Below are 16291 nucleotides of genomic sequence, written 5' to 3'. Positions count from 1 at the left end.
GTAATTAATATTGACAGGATTTCGGTCACGCGCCACAGTCGTCGCCGTGACCGACGGCCCCGCCCCGAGCGGCCCGCGTCATCTCCTGATGCTTCCCAAATCTCCTGATGCTTCCCAACCTCCGGGAGAGGCACGTGACTTCACTCGTCCTAGCCACCGCGATCTCCGTGGTCCTGACCGCGTCCATCGCCCCCGCCGCCACCGCGGACACCGCCGTGGACCAGGGCGCGCCCGCCTACTACGACAGCGGTCTCGCGCCGACGCCGTACATGGGCTGGAACACCTACTACGGGCTCGGCGCGCCCACCGAGAAGGAGGTCCGCGCGGTCGCCGACAAGCTCGTCAGCAGCGGTCTGCGCGACAGCGGATACGACATCGTGTGGCTGGACGGCGGCTGGCAGGCCGACAACCCCCGTGACGCGCAAGGGCGGTTGACGGCCCACCCAGACCGCTTCCCGTCCGGCATCCCGGCCCTGGTCTCCTACCTCCACCAGCGCGGACTGAAGGCCGGCATCTACACGGACGCCGGGACCTACGACGGCGGCAAGACCTGTGGGCTCGGCAGTCGCGGCCATTACGACGAGGACGCACGGCAGTTCGCCGACTGGAAGGTCGACGCGATCAAGGTCGACTTCCTGTGCGGCATCGGCGCGAAGCTCGATCCGGGGCCCGCGTTCAAGGAGTTCAGCGACGCCGTCGCCAAGTCCGGGCGCAGGATGCTGCTCAACCTGTGCAACCCGCTCACCGACGACTGGGGCCTGCCGCACACGCCGGAGCAGGACGCGCACAACACCTACGCCTACGCCCCGACGATCGCGGACTCCTGGCGCACCGGCACGGACATCGCCTGGGGCACCCCGAGCCCCGGCCAGTGGCCCAACGTGCTGCGCAACATGGACGCCAACGCCTGGCATCCCGAGGCGCAGGGGCCCGGTCGCTACAACGACCCCGACTACCTCATCCCCATGCGCCGGATGGCCGACGGGTCGTACGAGCTGACGCAGGAGGAGTCCACCACCCAGTTCGTGATGTGGGCCGAGATGGGCTCCCCGCTGGTCCTCGGCTCCGACCCCCGCGCCCTGCCCGCCTCGATGATCAGGACCCTGCGCAACCCCGAGATCATCGCCGTGAACCAGGACCCGCTCGCCGTGCAGGGCGTCCGGGTGGCCACCGACTCCACCGGCGACGTCTACAGCAAGGTCCTCGCGGGGCAGGGCCGACGCGCGGTAGTCCTGCTCAACCGCTCCGACCAACCGGCCCGGCGCACCGTGAACTTCGCCGACGCGGCGCTGGGCGGATCGGTCAAGGTGCGCGACCTGCGGGCCCGCGCCGATCGCGGCACGCACACCGGGTCGTACACCGTCGAGGTCCCCGCACACGGCACCGCGTTCCTGAAACTGACCGGTGAGGACGCCCTGCCCGGCACGAGTCTGGGCGAGAAGGCCACCGCGAGCCCGGCCGTGGTGCGCGACGGAGACACGCTCACCACCTTCTACCGCGGACCGGGCGGGAACCTCGTCCTGCACTCGGCGGGCGCGGACGGCAGCGGCACGCCGCGCACGAGGGACCTCGGAGGTCCGGCCCGGGGCGGGATCCTCGGCCAGCCGGCCGCCTACGCCTCCGCCGGCGGCCGTATCGACGTGTTCGTGCGCGGCGCCGACTCCCGCGTGTACCGGCGGGTGTTCGCCGACGGACGCTGGGGCGACTGGCAGGGCCTCGGCGGGCAGGTGACCGACGCGCCGTCCGTGGCCTTCACCGACCCCACCCACTGGACCCTCGTCGCGCGCGGGGCGGACGGGCGGATCGTGCAGCGCGGGCCCTCGTCCGGCTGGTCGTCGCTGGGGGCGCCGGGCGACCGGCCGACGTACGGCAGACCGTCCGCCGTCGTCGACGCGCAGGGGCGCGTCCATGTCGCCGTGCGGACCTCGGCGGACGACGTGTGGACGCGGTCGCGGGACGCCTCGGGGGAGTGGTCGGGGTGGGCCTCGCTCGGCGGGACCGTGAGCGGCAGTCCGACGCTCGTCGCCGTGGGGGACGCCGTGGTGCTGTACGCGCGGGCGGGCGACTACACGCTCTGGCAGCAGCGCTACGAAGTCGGCGCGTGGCAGGGCTGGACGAAGCGGCAGGAGTTCCCCAGTGCCGCGTTCGAGGGCGCGCTCGGGGCGGTCGCGGAGGCGGACGGTGCGGTCGACGCGGTGTTCCGCGGGGTCGACGGGGTGGTCCACCGGACCCAGTTCAAGCACATCGGCAATTGATCACCCAGCAGGAGCCCTCCATGACGAACCCTCAGTCCAGCCGACGGCGCTTCCTCGCCGGACTCGGCGCCGCCGGGACGACCGCGCTGCTCAGCGGCTGCGTCACCTCGACCTCCTCGTCGAAGTCCTCCTCCGAGGGTGCGGTCACCCTCCAGTCCAACCTGTCCGCCCCGCAGGCCAAGGCGGCGATGGAGGACGTCGTCGCCGCCTACGGCAAGAAGGGCGCCGAAGGCGTCAGCCTCAACACGGTCGCCGCGGAGACCTTCCGCACCCAGCTGCCGACGTACCTGACGTCCGCCAACCCGCCGGACGTCTACACCTGGTACCCCGGTTCGGTCGCGGACGCCTACGCCAAGAAGGACCTGCTGCTCGACCTCGACGAGCTGTGGGACGGCCCCGACCTCAAGCGCTACTCCAAGGCGCTCCAGACGCTGTGCACCGCGAGCTCCGGCAAGAAGGTCTTCGTCCCCGCCACCTACTACTGGTGGGGCATGTTCTACCGGAAGTCCCACTTCGCCAAGTGGGGCGTGAGCGAGCCGAAGAGCTGGGACGACTTCCTCGACCTGTGCGACAAGCTCAAGAGCAAGGGCGTCGACCCGATCGGGCTGGGCGCCGGCGGCAACACCGCCTGGGTGGCGTCCGCCTGGTTCGACTACCTCGACATTCGCATCAACGGCGCCCAGTACCACCGCCAACTCCTCGCCGGACAGCACCGGTTCGACGACCCCGAGGTCCGCAAGGTCTTCGACCGCTGGCAGGAGGTGCTGCCGTACTTCGACCCGAACGGCACCGCGGGCGCCTTCCAGGACGCCACCACCGCCCTGCTCAACGGCCGCAGCGGCATGATGCTGATCGGCACCTTCTTCGCCGACGCGGCACCCAAGGACGCCCTCGACGACATCGACTTCTTCCGCTTCCCGGTCATCGACCCGAAGGTCCCGCTCGCCGAGGAGGCCCCCACCGACGGCTACTTCGCCAGCGCCCGCACCGGCCGCCGCGACGGGGTGCTCGACGTGCTGGGCTACCTCGCCACCGCCGAGGCGCAGGAGACGTACATCAAGGGATCGTCCGGCACCGTCCTGCCCTGCCACCCCGACGCCGAGGACTCCGGCACACCGCTGGTGAAGAAGGGCCGCGCGCACATCGAGGAGGCGGCCGAGATCACCCAGTTCTTCAACCGCGACTCCAGCGACGCCCTCCAGCCCACCGCGGACAACGCACTGACCAAGTTCCTCGCCAGGCCCAAGGAGATCGGGAGCATCCTCACCGACTGGCAGCGCGAGGCCGAGAAGACCTGGAAGGCCTGACATGGCCGTCCTGACCGCCCCCCACCGCAAACTCCCGGTCCCGGCGCCGTCCCGTGGCGGCCGGGGCCGGGGCCCTCGGCGTACCCCGCCGCTGGTCCTCGCCTTCGTCCTCGTCCCGCTGCTCGCCGAGGCGGTGTGGGTGTTCTGGCCCGCGCTCCAGGGCTTCTACCTCGCCCTGACCAGCTGGGACGGCGTGTCGGCACCGAGGTTCGTCGGACTGGACAACTTCCGGGAGATGGCGGGCGACGACGTCTTCCGCGGCGCGGCAGCCAACACCGCGCTGTGGCTGGTGCTGTTCGGCGGCCTGTCCGCCCTGCTGGGCCTCGCGGCCGCCCTGCTGCTCCAGCAGGAGCGGCGCGGCGTCGGCTTCTACCGGGCCGCCCTCTTCCTGCCCGTCGTGTTCTCCCTGGTCGCCACCGCCCTGGTCTGGCAGGCCATCTACCAGCCCGACGGCGTCCTCAACCAACTCCTGGAGTCCGTCGGCCTCGGCAGCCTGCGGCACGCCTGGCTCGCCGACCAGGACACCGCCCTGTACGCGGTCATCGTGCCCGCGCTGTGGCGCCAGATCGGCTACGTCATGGTCCTCTACCTCGCCGGCCTGAAGGGCATCGACCCGGCCCTGTACGAGGCCGCCAAGGTCGACGGCGCGAGCGCCTGGCAGCGCTTCCGGCACGTCACCCTGCCCCAACTGCGCAGCGTCAACGCGGTCGTTCTCTCGGTCATCGTCATCGACTCGCTGCGCTCCTTCGACGTCGTGTGGTCGCTCACCCGCGGCGGCCCCTACCACTCGTCCGAACTGCTGAGCACCTACATGTACTCGACCGCCTTCCAGTCCCTGCGGCTCGGCTACGGCTCCGCCCTCGCCGTCGTCATCTTCGTGCTGGCCTTCGGCGTCATCGCCGCCTATCTCGTCCGCGCGTTCCGGGAGGCCGACTGATGTCCGCCAACTCCACGGCGGTGCGCCGCAAGCGGGCCGCGACCGCCGGATTCCATCTGAGCGCAGGCGCCCTGGCTGTCCTGTGGCTGCTGCCCATCGCCCTGGTCCTGGTGACCAGCCTGCGCTCCTTCGACGACATCGCCGCCAACGGCCTGGGCAGCTGGCCCCGCTCCTTCACTCTCGACAACTTCCGTCTGGCCTGGGTCGACGGCGGCCAGCAGCGCGCCCTGATCAACAGCCTGATCGTCACCGTCCCGTGCGTCCTGGTGACCCTGGCGCTGGCGGCCATGGCCGCGTTCGCGCTCAGCCGCTACGAACTGCCCCTGCGCCGCTCCCTGTTGCTGCTCATGCTCGGCGGCAACCTGCTCCCGCCGCAGATCCTGCTCATCCCGGTCTCCAAGCTGAGCGAGCTGATGGGCGTCCACGACACCCTGCCCGCGCTGATCGGCGTGCAGATCGGGTTCGGCGTCGGCTTCTACGTCTTCGTCCTGCACGGATTCATGCGGGCCATCCCGCCCGAGATCCAGCAGGCGGCCGTCGTGGACGGCGCCGGGCCCTGGCAGATCTTCTGGCGGATCATCCTGCCGCTCACCCGGCCCGCCCTCGCCGCGCTCAGCGCCCTGTCGTTCACCTGGATCTTCAACGACCTGCTGTGGGCGATCACCGTGCTGCGCAGCGACACCAAGATGCCGATCACCGCGGCCCTCATCGGGCTCCAGGGCCAGTACGTGTCCATGTGGAACGTGATCGCCGCCGGGTCGGTCATCGCCGCCGCCCCCACCGTCGCCGTATTCCTGCGCTTCCAGCGCCACTTCGTGGCCGGCCTGAACCTCGGAGCAGTCAAGTGAGCGGTCAACTGACGCCGTCCCAGCGCTGGACCCTGCGCACCGAGCACACCAGCTACACCGTACGGCTGTCCCCGGACGGCCCCTGGGCCGAACTGGACGCCTGGGGGCCGCACGGCGTCGAGACCGGACCGTCGGCCCTCGACTGGTCCCACCGCACCCACTTCATCACGCCCGCCGACGCCGCCCCGGCCGAGTATCTGCCGTACGGGCTACGGCCGTTCAACGGCGCCGACCTCATCGCGAGCCGCCCCGGCCACGAGCGCGGCACCTGGTGGACCTTCACCGGAGCCGAGGCGTCCCCGGACGAGCACAGCCTCCGCCTCACCTTCACCGACGACTTCCTCGGCCTGCGCACCACCCTGTGCTACGCCACCGTCCCGGGCACCGACGTCCTGCACCGCTGGACCGAACTCACCTGCACGGGACCCGAGGAACTGCGCTTGGAACGCCTCGACTCGGCCGCCGTGAACATCCCCGTCACCGCCGGAGCCCGCCTGACCTACCTCACCGGCCAGTGGTCGCAGGAGTTCCAGCGCACCCGGCTCGACATCACCAGAGGCGTGTTCACCATGGGCAGCACCCAGGGCGTGCCCGGCCACGCCTACGCGCCCTGGCTCGCGGTGCAGGACCGGACGACGGACGACGCCTCCGCCTACGGTGTGGCCCTGGAGTGGCCCGGCAACTGGCACATCACCGCCGAGGCCGAACCCGGCGGCGCGGTCCGGGTACGGGCCGGGCGGGTGCCCCACGAAGGCGCCGTCGTCCTGGTCCCCGGCGCCACCCTGACAACGCCCCGCCTCGCCTGCGCGATGAGCCCGGACGGCCTCGACGGCCTGTCCCGAGTCTGGCACCGCTACGACCGCCACCTGGCCGGCGACCGCCTGCACCGAACCCGCAAGGTCCTCTACAACTCCTGGGAGGCCACCGGCTTCGACGTCGACGCCGCCGGACAGCTGGAGCTGGCGAAGGCCGCAGCCGACATCGGCGCCGAGCTGTTCGTCGTCGACGACGGGTGGTTCACCGGCCGCGGCGACGACACCGGTGGACTCGGCGACTGGTATCCGGACCCGGTCGCCTTCCCGCAGGGCTTCGACCGGTTCGTCGACGACGTACGCGGCCTCGGCCTGGACTTCGGTCTGTGGGTCGAGCCCGAGGCGGTAAGTCCGCACAGCCGCCTGCACGCCGAACACCCCGACTGGGTCTACCGCATCGACGGCCGGCCCGCCCGCCTGGTCCGCAACCAACTCCTGCTCGACCTCGGCCGCACCGACGTCCAGGACTTCGTGATCGGCACCCTCGACCGGCTCCTCGGCACGTACGACATCGGCTACCTCAAGTGGGACATGAACCGCCCGCCCACCGAGCGCGGCCGACCCGGTGCGGGCCCCGTCGACCTGGATGCCGAGCACGTCGCCGGATATCTGCGCGTCCTGGACCACCTGCGCACCGCCCACCCCGACGTCACCGTCGAGGCCTGCGCGGGCGGCGGAGCGCGCGTCGACCACACGACGCTGGCCCGCGCCGACGTCGTCTGGCCCAGCGACAACACCGCCCCGCTGGACCGGCTGACCGTCCAGCACGGCTTCCTGCACGCCCACGCACCGCACGTCATGAGTTCCTGGGTCACCGACGCGACCGGCGTCTTCGACCCGCGCCCGCGCAGCCTCGCCTTCCGCTTCGTGAACGCCATGTGCGGAGTGCTGGGCATCGGGGCCGACCTGCGCGCCTGGACCCCGGAGCAGCGGGCCGAGGCCGCGCGGTGGGTCGCCCGCTACAAGGAGGTGCGGGACGTCATCCACCACGGAGAGGCCCGGCTGCTCGGCTCCCCGGCGGACACGACCTGCGGGGTGCAGTACGACGCCGGTGACCGCACGGTCGTGGCCGCGCTGAGCACCGGACGCCTGGACGGAGCCCCGCTCGTGCCCGGGCGCCCCGACCGTCTGCGGCTACGGGGGCTGGACCCGGCGGCCCACTACCGGGACACGGCGACGGGGACGACGTACGGCGGAGCCCATCTGCTGCACTACGGGCTGCCCTTCGCCTGGAGCGCCGATCACGATGCCGACCTGGTGGTACTGACACGGCGGTGAGCCGCATATGTTTCCCGCACGGCCCGTACTCGCTCAGCGAGCTCACGAAGGCACTAAGGACACGAAGGACACGAAGGAGTCGACCCCACGATGGACCAGTCCCCTCGCAGGCCCGGTGGCCGCTTCGCCGGCCGCACGGCCGTGGTCACCGGCGCGGCCTCCGGCATCGGAGCCGCCACCGCCGTACGCCTGGCCGAGGAGGGAGCCGCCGTCGTGCTCGCCGACGTGGCGGAGGAAGGCGGCGCGGCGGTGGCCGAACGGATCGCGCGGGACGGTGGCCGGGCCCGGTTCGTGCGGGCGGACGTGGCGGCGGAGGACGACTGGCGGCGGATCGTGGCCGCCGCCCACGCTTTCGGGCCCGTGGACGTCCTCGTCAGCAACGCCTTCACCGTCGACGTGGCCCCGGCGCACGAACTGACCCTGGAGTCGTGGCAGCGTCAGCTGTCCGTCAACGTCACCGCGAGCTTCCTCGGCTTCCGGGCGGTGCTGCCCGATCTGCGGGTCCGGCGGGGAGCGGCGGTGCTGACCTCGTCAGTCCACGCGCGCATGGGCATCCCCGGACACCCCGCCTACGCCGCGTCCAAGGGCGCCCTGCTGTCCCTGTGCGGCCAGCTCGCCGTCGAGTACGGGCCGGAGGTCCGGGTCAACGCCGTCGTGCCGGGGCCGATCCTGACGGCGGCCTGGGACCGGGTGCCACCCGAGGAACGCGAGCGCAGCGTCGCCGAGACGGCGGCCCGGCGCTTCGGCGCCCCGGAGGAGGTGGCCGCGGCCATCGCCTTCCTCAGCGCCGACGAAGCCTCCTTCATCACCGGGACGAGCCTCGTCGTCGACGGGGGTTGGAGCGTCGTGAAGGCCTCGGCATGACCACCGCAGTCCCCACCCATCGGCAGAAAGGCTGTACGACATGACGCCCTACGCCCGCCGCGGCGTGCACGGTCAGACCGTGGAGGCCCTCGCCCGCCGCATCCTGGGCGGACGGATCCCCGAGGGGGCCACGCTCGACCTGGTGGCGCTGCAGAGCGAGTTGGACGTCAGTCTCACCGCCCTGCGCGAGTCCCTGAAGGTGCTCGCCGCCAAGGGCATGGTCGACGCCCGCCAGAAACGCGGCACGTTCGTCAGGGCCCGCGCCGACTGGAACCTGCTCGACGCCGACGTCCTGCGCTGGCAGTTCGAGGGTGCCGACCACGCCACCGACGCCGACCGGACGCTGCTGCGCAACCTCTCCGAGGTGCGTGCCATCGTCGAGCCGGCCGCCGTGCGCCTGGCCGCCGAGCGCCGAACCGACGCCGATCTGACGGCCCTGGAGGCGGCGTTGGAGGCGATGGGGGAGCGGGGCGCCGACCCGGGGCAGGCCGTGGAGGCCGACCTCGCCTTCCACCGCGCCCTGCTCGCCGCCACCCACAACGAGCTGCTCGAACGCATGGAGATGGTCATCGAGCCGGGCCTCGCCCACCGCGACCGCATCGTGCACAGCCACCCGCACAGCGAGGACCCCGTACCGGCCCACCGCGCCGTCCTGGACGCCGTACGCGACCAGGACCCGCGGGCGGCGGAGGCGGCGATGCGGGCCCTGCTCGCCCAGGCCGGGCGGGACCTGGACCGGATCGACGGCCCCGACGACACCCGCCAGGACGACAAGAGCCCCGACGACACGAAAGGCACCGGCGGCAAGTGAAGATCACTCGCATAGAAACCTTCCTGGTCCCGCCGCGCTGGCTGTTCTGCCGGATCGAGACCGACGACGGCGTGGTCGGCTGGGGCGAACCCGTCGTCGAGGGCCGCGCCGAGGTGGTCCGCGCCGCCGTGGACGTGCTCGCCGAGTACCTCGTCGGCCAGGACCCGCTGCGCATCCAGGACCACTGGCAGCTCCTCACCAAGGGCGGCTTCTACCGCGGCGGCCCCGTGCTCTCCAGCGCCGTCGCCGGCCTCGACCAGGCCCTGTGGGACATCGCGGGCAAGACCTACGGCGCACCCGTGCACGCCCTGATGGGCGGCCCCGTGCGTGAACGCGTCCGCGTCTACGCCTGGGTCGGCGGCGACGAACCCGCCGAGCTCACCGACCAGATAGCCGCCCAGGTGGACGCCGGTTTCACCGCGGTCAAGATGAACGCCGCCGGCGCCACCTCGCCGATCGTCACCGCGGCCGAGACGGCGGCCGTCGTCGCCCGCGTGGCCGCCGCCCGCGACGCCCTCGGACCCGACCGCGACGTCGCCGTCGACTTCCACGGCCGCTTCACCGCCGCGAGCGCCCGCCGCGTCCTGGCCGAACTCGCCCCGCTGCACCCGCTGTTCGTCGAGGAACCCGTCGTCCCCGAACACGGCCACCTGCTGCCCGGCCTGGTCGCCGCGACCCCGATCCCCCTCGCCACCGGCGAACGCCTCTACTCCCGCACCGATTTCCTGCCCGCCCTCACCGCGGGCATCGCCGTCGCCCAGCCCGACCTGTCCCACGCCGGCGGCATCTCCGAGGTCCACCGCATCGCCTCCCTCGCCGACACCTACGGCGCCCAGCTCGCCCCGCACTGCCCGCTCGGCCCGATCGCGCTCGCCGCCAGCCTCCAAGTCGCATTCGCCACCCCGAACTTCCTGATCCAGGAACAGAGCCGAGGCATCCACTACAACAAGGACGCCGACCTGCTCTCCTACCTGGCCGACCCCGCCCCGTTCCGCTTCGTGGACGGACACGCCGCCCGCAACCCCGCTCCCGGCCTGGGTATCACCATCGACGAGGCGGCCGTACGCGCCGCCGACCGCACCGGACACGCCTGGCGCAACCCGGTCTGGCGGCACTCCGACGACTCCTTCGCCGAGTGGTGACGTCGATGCTGGAGATCACCACCGACCCCGCGCACGGCGGCCGATGGACCTCCCTGCGCTCACCCGGCCGCGAATGGCTCTGGCACCGCACGGCACCGGAACGCGACAAGGCAGTCCCGGGCGACGCCTTCGTGGACGCGGGCGGGCTGGAGGAGTGCGTCCCCACGGTCCGCGGCCTGCCCGACCACGGAGACGTCTGGTCGCGCCCGTGGACGCGGACCGGCGACACCGAGCACGTGGAGGCCGAGTCCTTCACACTCGCCCGGACCGTCCGCGCCACGGCCGACGGCGCCCAGGTCGACTACACCCTCACCGCGCGTCCCGGCTTCCGCTTCGTCTGGGCCGCGCACGCCCTGCTGGACCTCTCCCAGGACGCCACCCTGCACATGCCCTCCGGCGCCACCACCCGCCTGTTCCCCGAGGCCGCCCCCCTCGTGGGCGACAACTGGCCCACCGGAGCACCCTGGATCACCGGCCGCTGGCCCACACCCCACGGACTGCCCCTCCACCGGCTCGGACCCGACGACGGCACCGCGGTCGGAGCCGTGGTCGACACAGCGCTGTGCTGCGTGCACGACGGCGGCGACCGACTGGCCCTGGAACTGCGGGCGGACGGACAACCCGTGTCGATCGCCCTGTGGCGCAACCTCGCCGGCTACCCCCGGCCGCGTCCCTACCGGAGCACGGGCGTGGAGCCCATGCTCGGCCGAGTCTTCGACCTCGCCGACGCGGGCCCCGACGACGCGGCGCGCGTACCGCCGTCGGGCGAGATCCGCTGGCGACTCACGCTGAGCGCACTCTGCCGATGCCCCTCGCCCCCCACCTAGAAGGAGCACCGCCCGTGGACCTGACAGCCGCGCTGGCCACTCACCGCCTGGTCGCCATCGTGCGGGGCGACGACCCCGACGCCGCGCTGCACACCGTGCTGGCCCTGGTCGAGGAGGGAGTCGACCTGGTCGAGGTCTCGCTCTCCGGCAAGGACGCCCTCTCCGTCATCGAACGCGCCCGGCACGCCCTCGGCCCGGACCGCCCCCTCGGCGTGGGCACCGTCCTGACCGCCGAGGACGCCCGCGCCGCACACAGCGCGGGAGCCGACTTCGCCGTCACCCCGGGGCTCGGCGACGGCATCGGCGCCGCGCGGGAGTTGGGCATGCCGGTCCTCGCCGGCGTGCTGACCCCGACCGAGATCATCGCCGCGCAGGCCATGGGAGTGGCCGCGCTGAAGATCTTCCCGATCGCGCAGTCCGGGGGAGCGGCCTATCTGAAGGCGCTGCGCGGCCCGTTCCCGGACACTCCGTTCGTCCCGGTGGGCGGGGTCGACGAGGCCGTCGCCCGCGACTGCCTCGCGGCCGGTGCCCTCGCGGTCGGCGTCGGCTCACCCCTCGTCGGCGACGCCGCCGACGGTGGCAGCATCACCGCGCTCAGGGAGCGCGCCCGCCTGTTCCGCACCCTCGTGGCCGAGGCGACGCCATGACCGCCGACCTGCGCCCCGGCCGTCCCGACCGCCTCGAACTGGGCGAGGGCATCCGCTGGACCGGTACCGACGTCGTCCTCGTCGACATCCTCGCCGGCCGCCTGCTGCACGCCCCGCACGACCCGACGGCACCTCTGCACACCGTGGCCCAACTCCCCGTCCCGCTGGGCGCCGTGGCCCCCGTCGCCGGTCATCACGGCACCTGGATCGCCGCCGCGGGCACCGGCATCTGCCTGCTGCGCCCCGACGGCACGGTCGACTGGCTGGCACGGCCGGAGGAGAACGCCGGTACACGCATCCGCAACATGCGCATGAACGACGCCGTCGCCGACCCGTTCGGCCGGTTCTGGGCGGGGAGCATGGCGTACGACGCCGAGGAGGGCGCCGGTTCGCTGTACCGGGTCGACCGGGACGGCACGGTCGTACGGGTACTGGAGGGCATCACCGTGCCCAACGGACCGGCGTTCACTCCCGACGGCAGCCTCATGTACCTCGCCGACAGCGCTCGGGGCGTCGTCCGGCGCTATCCCGTGGACCCCGTGACGGCCGAACTCGGCACGCCGGAGGAGTTCCTGACGATCCGTGAGGGCAGCCCCGACGGCATGGTGGTCGACGTCGAAGGTGCCGTGTGGATCGCCGTCTGGGGCACCGGCACCGTGCGCCGCCATCTGCCGGACGGCACGCTCGACCGCACGCTGCGGCTTTCGGCACGGCAGCCGGCCGGCGTGTGCCTCGTCCAGGACGTCCTGCACATCACAACGGCCCGCGTGGGCCTGGCCGTACCGGGTGACGACGACGGCGCCCTGTTCACGGCCCGCGTGGACGTGCCCGGCACTCCGACGCCCGCTTGCCGGCTCGACACCGCGCAGCTTCCTTCGCTGACCGGGGGGCCGGCGTGACGGCTGCCTGTCGGGGGACCGGTGTGACCGCTGCTCACCGGGAATCGAGCATGACGGCCCCTCGTCGGGGATCCTGCGTGACCGCCGTGCCTCGGGAACCCGGTATGACGGCACCTCTTCGGGAATCCGGCATCACTCTGCTCACCGGGACCCTGGCATGACCGCCGCCCACCGGGAACCCGGCACACTCGACCCGTGGCGCCCCGCCCCCGGCCCGGTCGTCTGCGTCGGCGAGACCATGGCGGCCCTGGCCCCGGACCCGCCGAGCCCTCTGCGGGACGCGGCACACCTGCGGTTGTCGGTGGCGGGGGCCGAGTCGAACGTCGCCATGTACCTGGCCGACCACGGCATCCCCGTCGCCTGGCTCTCGGCGCTCGGTGACGACCCCCTGGGACACCGGGTGCGCGCCACCGTTGCCGCCGCCGGCGTCGACGTGTCGCATGTGTGTACCGACCCCCATCGCCCGACCGGCCTGCTGGTCAAGGACCCGGCCCCCGCGGGGACACGCGTGCACTACTACCGGCGCGGCTCGGCCGCCTCCGCCCTCGGCCCCGAGGCGCTGGACGGCCCGCCCGTGCGCACCGCGTCTCTGCTGCACCTGACCGGCATCACGCCGACCTTGTCCGACTCGTGCCGTCACCTGGTGACCCACGCCCTGGCCGACGAGCCCGGCGCACGCCCGTACGCGGTGAGCTTCGACGTCAACCACCGAGCCGCCCTCTGGCCGGACGGGTCGGCCCCGGCAGTGCTGCGCGAGCTGGCCGGCCGGGCCGACATCGTCTTCGTCGGGCTGGACGAGGCGCAGGCGCTGTGGGGCGCGGGGCTGACGTCGGCGGGCGTGAGGGCGCTCCTGCCCCGTCCCCACATCCTCGTGGTGAAGGACGGTGCGAACGACGCGACCGCGTTCACCGACGAGGGCGTCCACACCGTGCCGACGCCGCGCGTGACGGTGGTGGAGCCCGTCGGCGCCGGTGACGCCTTCGCGGCCGGCTTCCTCGCGGGCCTGCTGCGGGGCACGACCACCACACGGGCCCTGCGGCTGGGCCATCTCACCGCCGCCTCCGCCCTCCGGGTCACGGGAGACCACGGACCCCTGCCCGACCCGCAGGAGACGGAGGCGCTGCTCGCTCTCTCCGTACGGGAGTGGGCCGAGCGGGGACGGTAGGCCGGTCGGTCATCCCAATACATCGGATGCATCGGCCTCCGAGTCGTTGACAGGTGCACGCAAGGTGCCTACGTTCCCCAGATACACCCGATGTATCAGATGCACCCGATGCATTGACGACCCGTCAGGTCTGGAGGACAACGATGACCTCGCAGCCGGAGAAACGCTCGCCGATGCCCCGCAGAGCCGTACTCGGCACCGCCCTGGGCGGCGCGGCAGCGGCGGCCCTGCCCGGGACGGCCCACGCCGAAGAGCCGTTACGGACGGGGCCGTCCGCCCTCGACGGCCCGGAGGCAGGGGGCGCCTCACGCCCCTGGAGACTTCGCGACACCATGACCACCGACGGCGCCTGGGCGAGGTTCCTGCGCGGCCAGGATCTGCTGTGGAGCAGGCTGCCGACCCGCTGGTACGAGGGCCCGTTCCTCGGTGACGGCCTGCTCGGCAGCATGGTCTACCAGGATCCGGGCGCCCATCGGATCCGCTTCACCGTCCAGCACGGCCGAGTCCAGGACCACCGGCCGGAGTTCGGCAGCGGCTGGGGCACCTGCCGCCTCCCGGTCGGGCACCTCACGCTCGACCCGGTCGGCGACATCGTCTCCGTCGACTGGCGGCTGAGCCTGTGGAACGCCGAACTCACCGGCACCGTCACCACCACAGCCGGCGAACTCACCCTCTCCGCCCTCATCCACGACGAGGTCCTCGCCGTCCGCGTGACGGCCGAGGGCGACGAACGCGTCGTCTGGACGTTCCACCCCGAGGAGGCCATCAGTCCCCGCAAGATCAGCGAGGCCCCGCCCACCGGGTACACCGCCAACCCGCCCTGGATCACCCGGTCCACCACCGACGGCACCGAGCAGGTGCTCCAACCCCTCACCGGCGGCGGCCAGACCGCCACCGCGTACCGCCGCACGGGCGATGACCTGCTACTGAGCATCGGACACAGCCACCCCTCCGACACCGCCGCCGAGGCCGACGCGCTGCGTAACCTCCGGCGCGCCACGTCGTACGGCGCCCTCCGGCGACGGCACACCCGCTGGTGGCACGCGTTCTACCGGAAGAGCTTCGTCTCGTTCCCCGACCAGCGGTTGCAGAGCTTCCACTGGATCCAGCTGTACAAGGTCGCCTCCGCCAGCCGGGCCGGCGGCCCCGTGATGGCCACCTGCGGGCCCTGGCTGGAGCCCACGCCCTGGCCCGCGGTCTGGTGGAACCTCAACGTGCAGCTGGAGTACTGGCTCATCCACGGCTCCAACCACCTGGAACTCGACGCCCTGGCCACCACCCTGCGCCAGAACCAGGAACAGCTCATCGCCAACGTGCCCGCCGCCTACCGCTCGGACAGCTCCGGCGTCGGCCGCAGCTCCGACATGTTCGCCAACCGGAGCGTGGGCCGGCCCGGCACCGGAGCCGAGACCGGCGACCTCACCTGGGCGCTGCACAACGCGTGGCTGTCCTACCGGCACTCCATGGACCAGGCCCTGCTCCGCGACACCATCTACCCGGTGCTGCGCCGCGCGATCACCTACTACCTGCACTTCCTCACCCCGGGCAGCGACGGCAGGCTCCACCTGCCCAGCACGCTCTCGCCCGAATACCCGGTCGTGCCGCCCCAGGACACCAACTACGACCTGGCCCTGATCCGCTGGGGCTGCCGGACCCTCATCGAGTCGGCCGAACTCATCGGCCGCGACGACGAGTTGGTCCCGCGCTGGCAGGAGGTCCTGGCCAGACTCACCCCGTACCCGGTCGACGACAACGGCTTCATGATCGGCGCCGACACCCCGTACGCGCAGTCCCACCGCCACTACTCGCACCTGCTGATGGTCTATCCGCTGTACCTGGTCAACTGGGACCAGCCGGAGAACCGCGACCTGATCACGAAGTCCGTCGCCCACTGGCACGCGCTGACCGGCGCCCACCGGGGCTACAGCTACACCGGGGCCGCCTCGATCCACGCGATGACCGGCGACGGCGACACCGCGATCACCTATCTGCGGAAGTTCTTCGACACCGGCACTAGCTACCCGTGCCAGGCCAACACGCACTACACCGAGGCCGGTCCGGTCATCGAGACGCCCCTGTCCGCCTCGCAGTCCCTGCACGACATGTTCTGCCAGAGCTGGGGTGGTGTGATCCGGGTCTTCCCGGCCGTCCCGTCCGACTGGGCCGACGTCACCCTGCACAACTTCCGTACGCAGGGCGCCTTCCTGGTCAGCGCCGTCCGCGCGGCGGGGGAGACCCGGTTCATCCGGATCAGGAGCCTGGCCGGCGAACCGCTCAAGCTCCGCCACGGCCTCGACGGCGCCCTCACCGTGCTCCTCGACGACGGCACCCCGGCCCGCACCCACGACCTGGGCGACGGCACCCTCGCCATCGACCTGCCCCGAGGCCGCGAGGTCCTCGTCCACTCCGGTTCCCGCCCCGACCTGGTCATCGCGCCCGTCGCCGTCAGCGAACCCGGCGCGGCCTGGGGACTGCCGTAGGGCCACGCAACAGGCCACA

General features: G+C 72.4%; 13 protein-coding genes. All 13 read left to right on the top strand.

Annotated features, from left to right (window positions below; translation table 11 throughout):
* The first annotated feature begins 107 nt into the window (after positions 1-107).
* The 13 genes from ACIA8X_RS34985 to ACIA8X_RS34925 all read left to right on the top strand — a co-directional run bounded on the left by ACIA8X_RS34985 (position 108) and on the right by ACIA8X_RS34925 (position 16272).
* Positions 108-2255, top strand: a complete 2148-nt coding sequence (locus ACIA8X_RS34985) for a glycoside hydrolase family 27 protein (RefSeq protein WP_399459987.1) — start codon at positions 108-110, stop codon at positions 2253-2255.
* A gap of 20 nt (positions 2256-2275) precedes the next feature.
* Complete coding sequence (locus tag ACIA8X_RS34980; protein ID WP_399459986.1) at positions 2276-3562, top strand: ABC transporter substrate-binding protein; 1287 nt, start codon at positions 2276-2278, stop codon at positions 3560-3562.
* Between the two features lies 1 nt (position 3563).
* Entirely contained in the window at positions 3564-4499 is a 936-nt protein-coding gene (locus ACIA8X_RS34975) for a carbohydrate ABC transporter permease (RefSeq protein ID WP_399459985.1), read from the top strand.
* The gene (locus ACIA8X_RS34970) at positions 4499-5347 is read left to right on the top strand and encodes a carbohydrate ABC transporter permease (protein ID WP_399459984.1); all 849 of its coding nucleotides are present in this window, start codon (positions 4499-4501) and stop codon (positions 5345-5347) included. The genes ACIA8X_RS34975 and ACIA8X_RS34970 overlap by 1 nt, the downstream gene beginning before the upstream one ends.
* 8 nt (positions 5348-5355) lie before the next feature.
* Positions 5356-7437, top strand: a complete 2082-nt coding sequence (locus tag ACIA8X_RS34965; RefSeq protein ID WP_393447330.1) for an alpha-galactosidase — start codon at positions 5356-5358, stop codon at positions 7435-7437.
* A gap of 90 nt (positions 7438-7527) precedes the next feature.
* Positions 7528-8301: an SDR family NAD(P)-dependent oxidoreductase gene (locus ACIA8X_RS34960; protein WP_393446647.1), complete on the top strand. Its 774-nt coding sequence runs from the start codon at positions 7528-7530 to the stop codon at positions 8299-8301.
* Positions 8302-8341: 40 nt separating this feature from the next.
* On the top strand, positions 8342-9112 hold the full coding sequence (locus ACIA8X_RS34955) for a FadR/GntR family transcriptional regulator (RefSeq protein ID WP_393446645.1): 771 nt from the start codon (positions 8342-8344) through the stop codon (positions 9110-9112).
* Entirely contained in the window at positions 9109-10254 is a 1146-nt protein-coding gene (gene dgoD / locus ACIA8X_RS34950) for a galactonate dehydratase (protein WP_393446643.1), read from the top strand. Before ACIA8X_RS34955 ends, dgoD begins: the two co-directional genes overlap by 4 nt.
* 5 nt (positions 10255-10259) lie before the next feature.
* The gene (locus ACIA8X_RS34945; RefSeq protein ID WP_393446641.1) at positions 10260-11081 is read left to right on the top strand and encodes a hypothetical protein; all 822 of its coding nucleotides are present in this window, start codon (positions 10260-10262) and stop codon (positions 11079-11081) included.
* A gap of 14 nt (positions 11082-11095) precedes the next feature.
* Positions 11096-11728, top strand: a complete 633-nt coding sequence (locus ACIA8X_RS34940; RefSeq protein ID WP_393446639.1) for a bifunctional 4-hydroxy-2-oxoglutarate aldolase/2-dehydro-3-deoxy-phosphogluconate aldolase — start codon at positions 11096-11098, stop codon at positions 11726-11728.
* Complete coding sequence (locus tag ACIA8X_RS34935) at positions 11725-12627, top strand: SMP-30/gluconolactonase/LRE family protein (protein WP_399459983.1); 903 nt, start codon at positions 11725-11727, stop codon at positions 12625-12627. Before ACIA8X_RS34940 ends, ACIA8X_RS34935 begins: the two co-directional genes overlap by 4 nt.
* Before the next feature lie 157 nt (positions 12628-12784).
* Positions 12785-13792 (top strand): sugar kinase, encoded by a 1008-nt coding sequence (locus ACIA8X_RS34930; protein WP_399459982.1) that lies wholly within the window; start codon positions 12785-12787, stop codon positions 13790-13792.
* A gap of 143 nt (positions 13793-13935) precedes the next feature.
* Positions 13936-16272, top strand: coding sequence for a glycosyl hydrolase family 95 catalytic domain-containing protein (locus ACIA8X_RS34925; protein ID WP_399459981.1), 2337 nt, complete (start codon positions 13936-13938; stop codon positions 16270-16272).
* Positions 16273-16291: the final 19 nt, after the last annotated feature.

The organism is Streptomyces sp. NPDC051738 (genome assembly GCF_044453205.1).
GTDB lineage: Bacteria > Actinomycetota > Actinomycetes > Streptomycetales > Streptomycetaceae > Streptomyces.
This window is presented reverse-complemented; position numbering and strand designations above follow the sequence as displayed.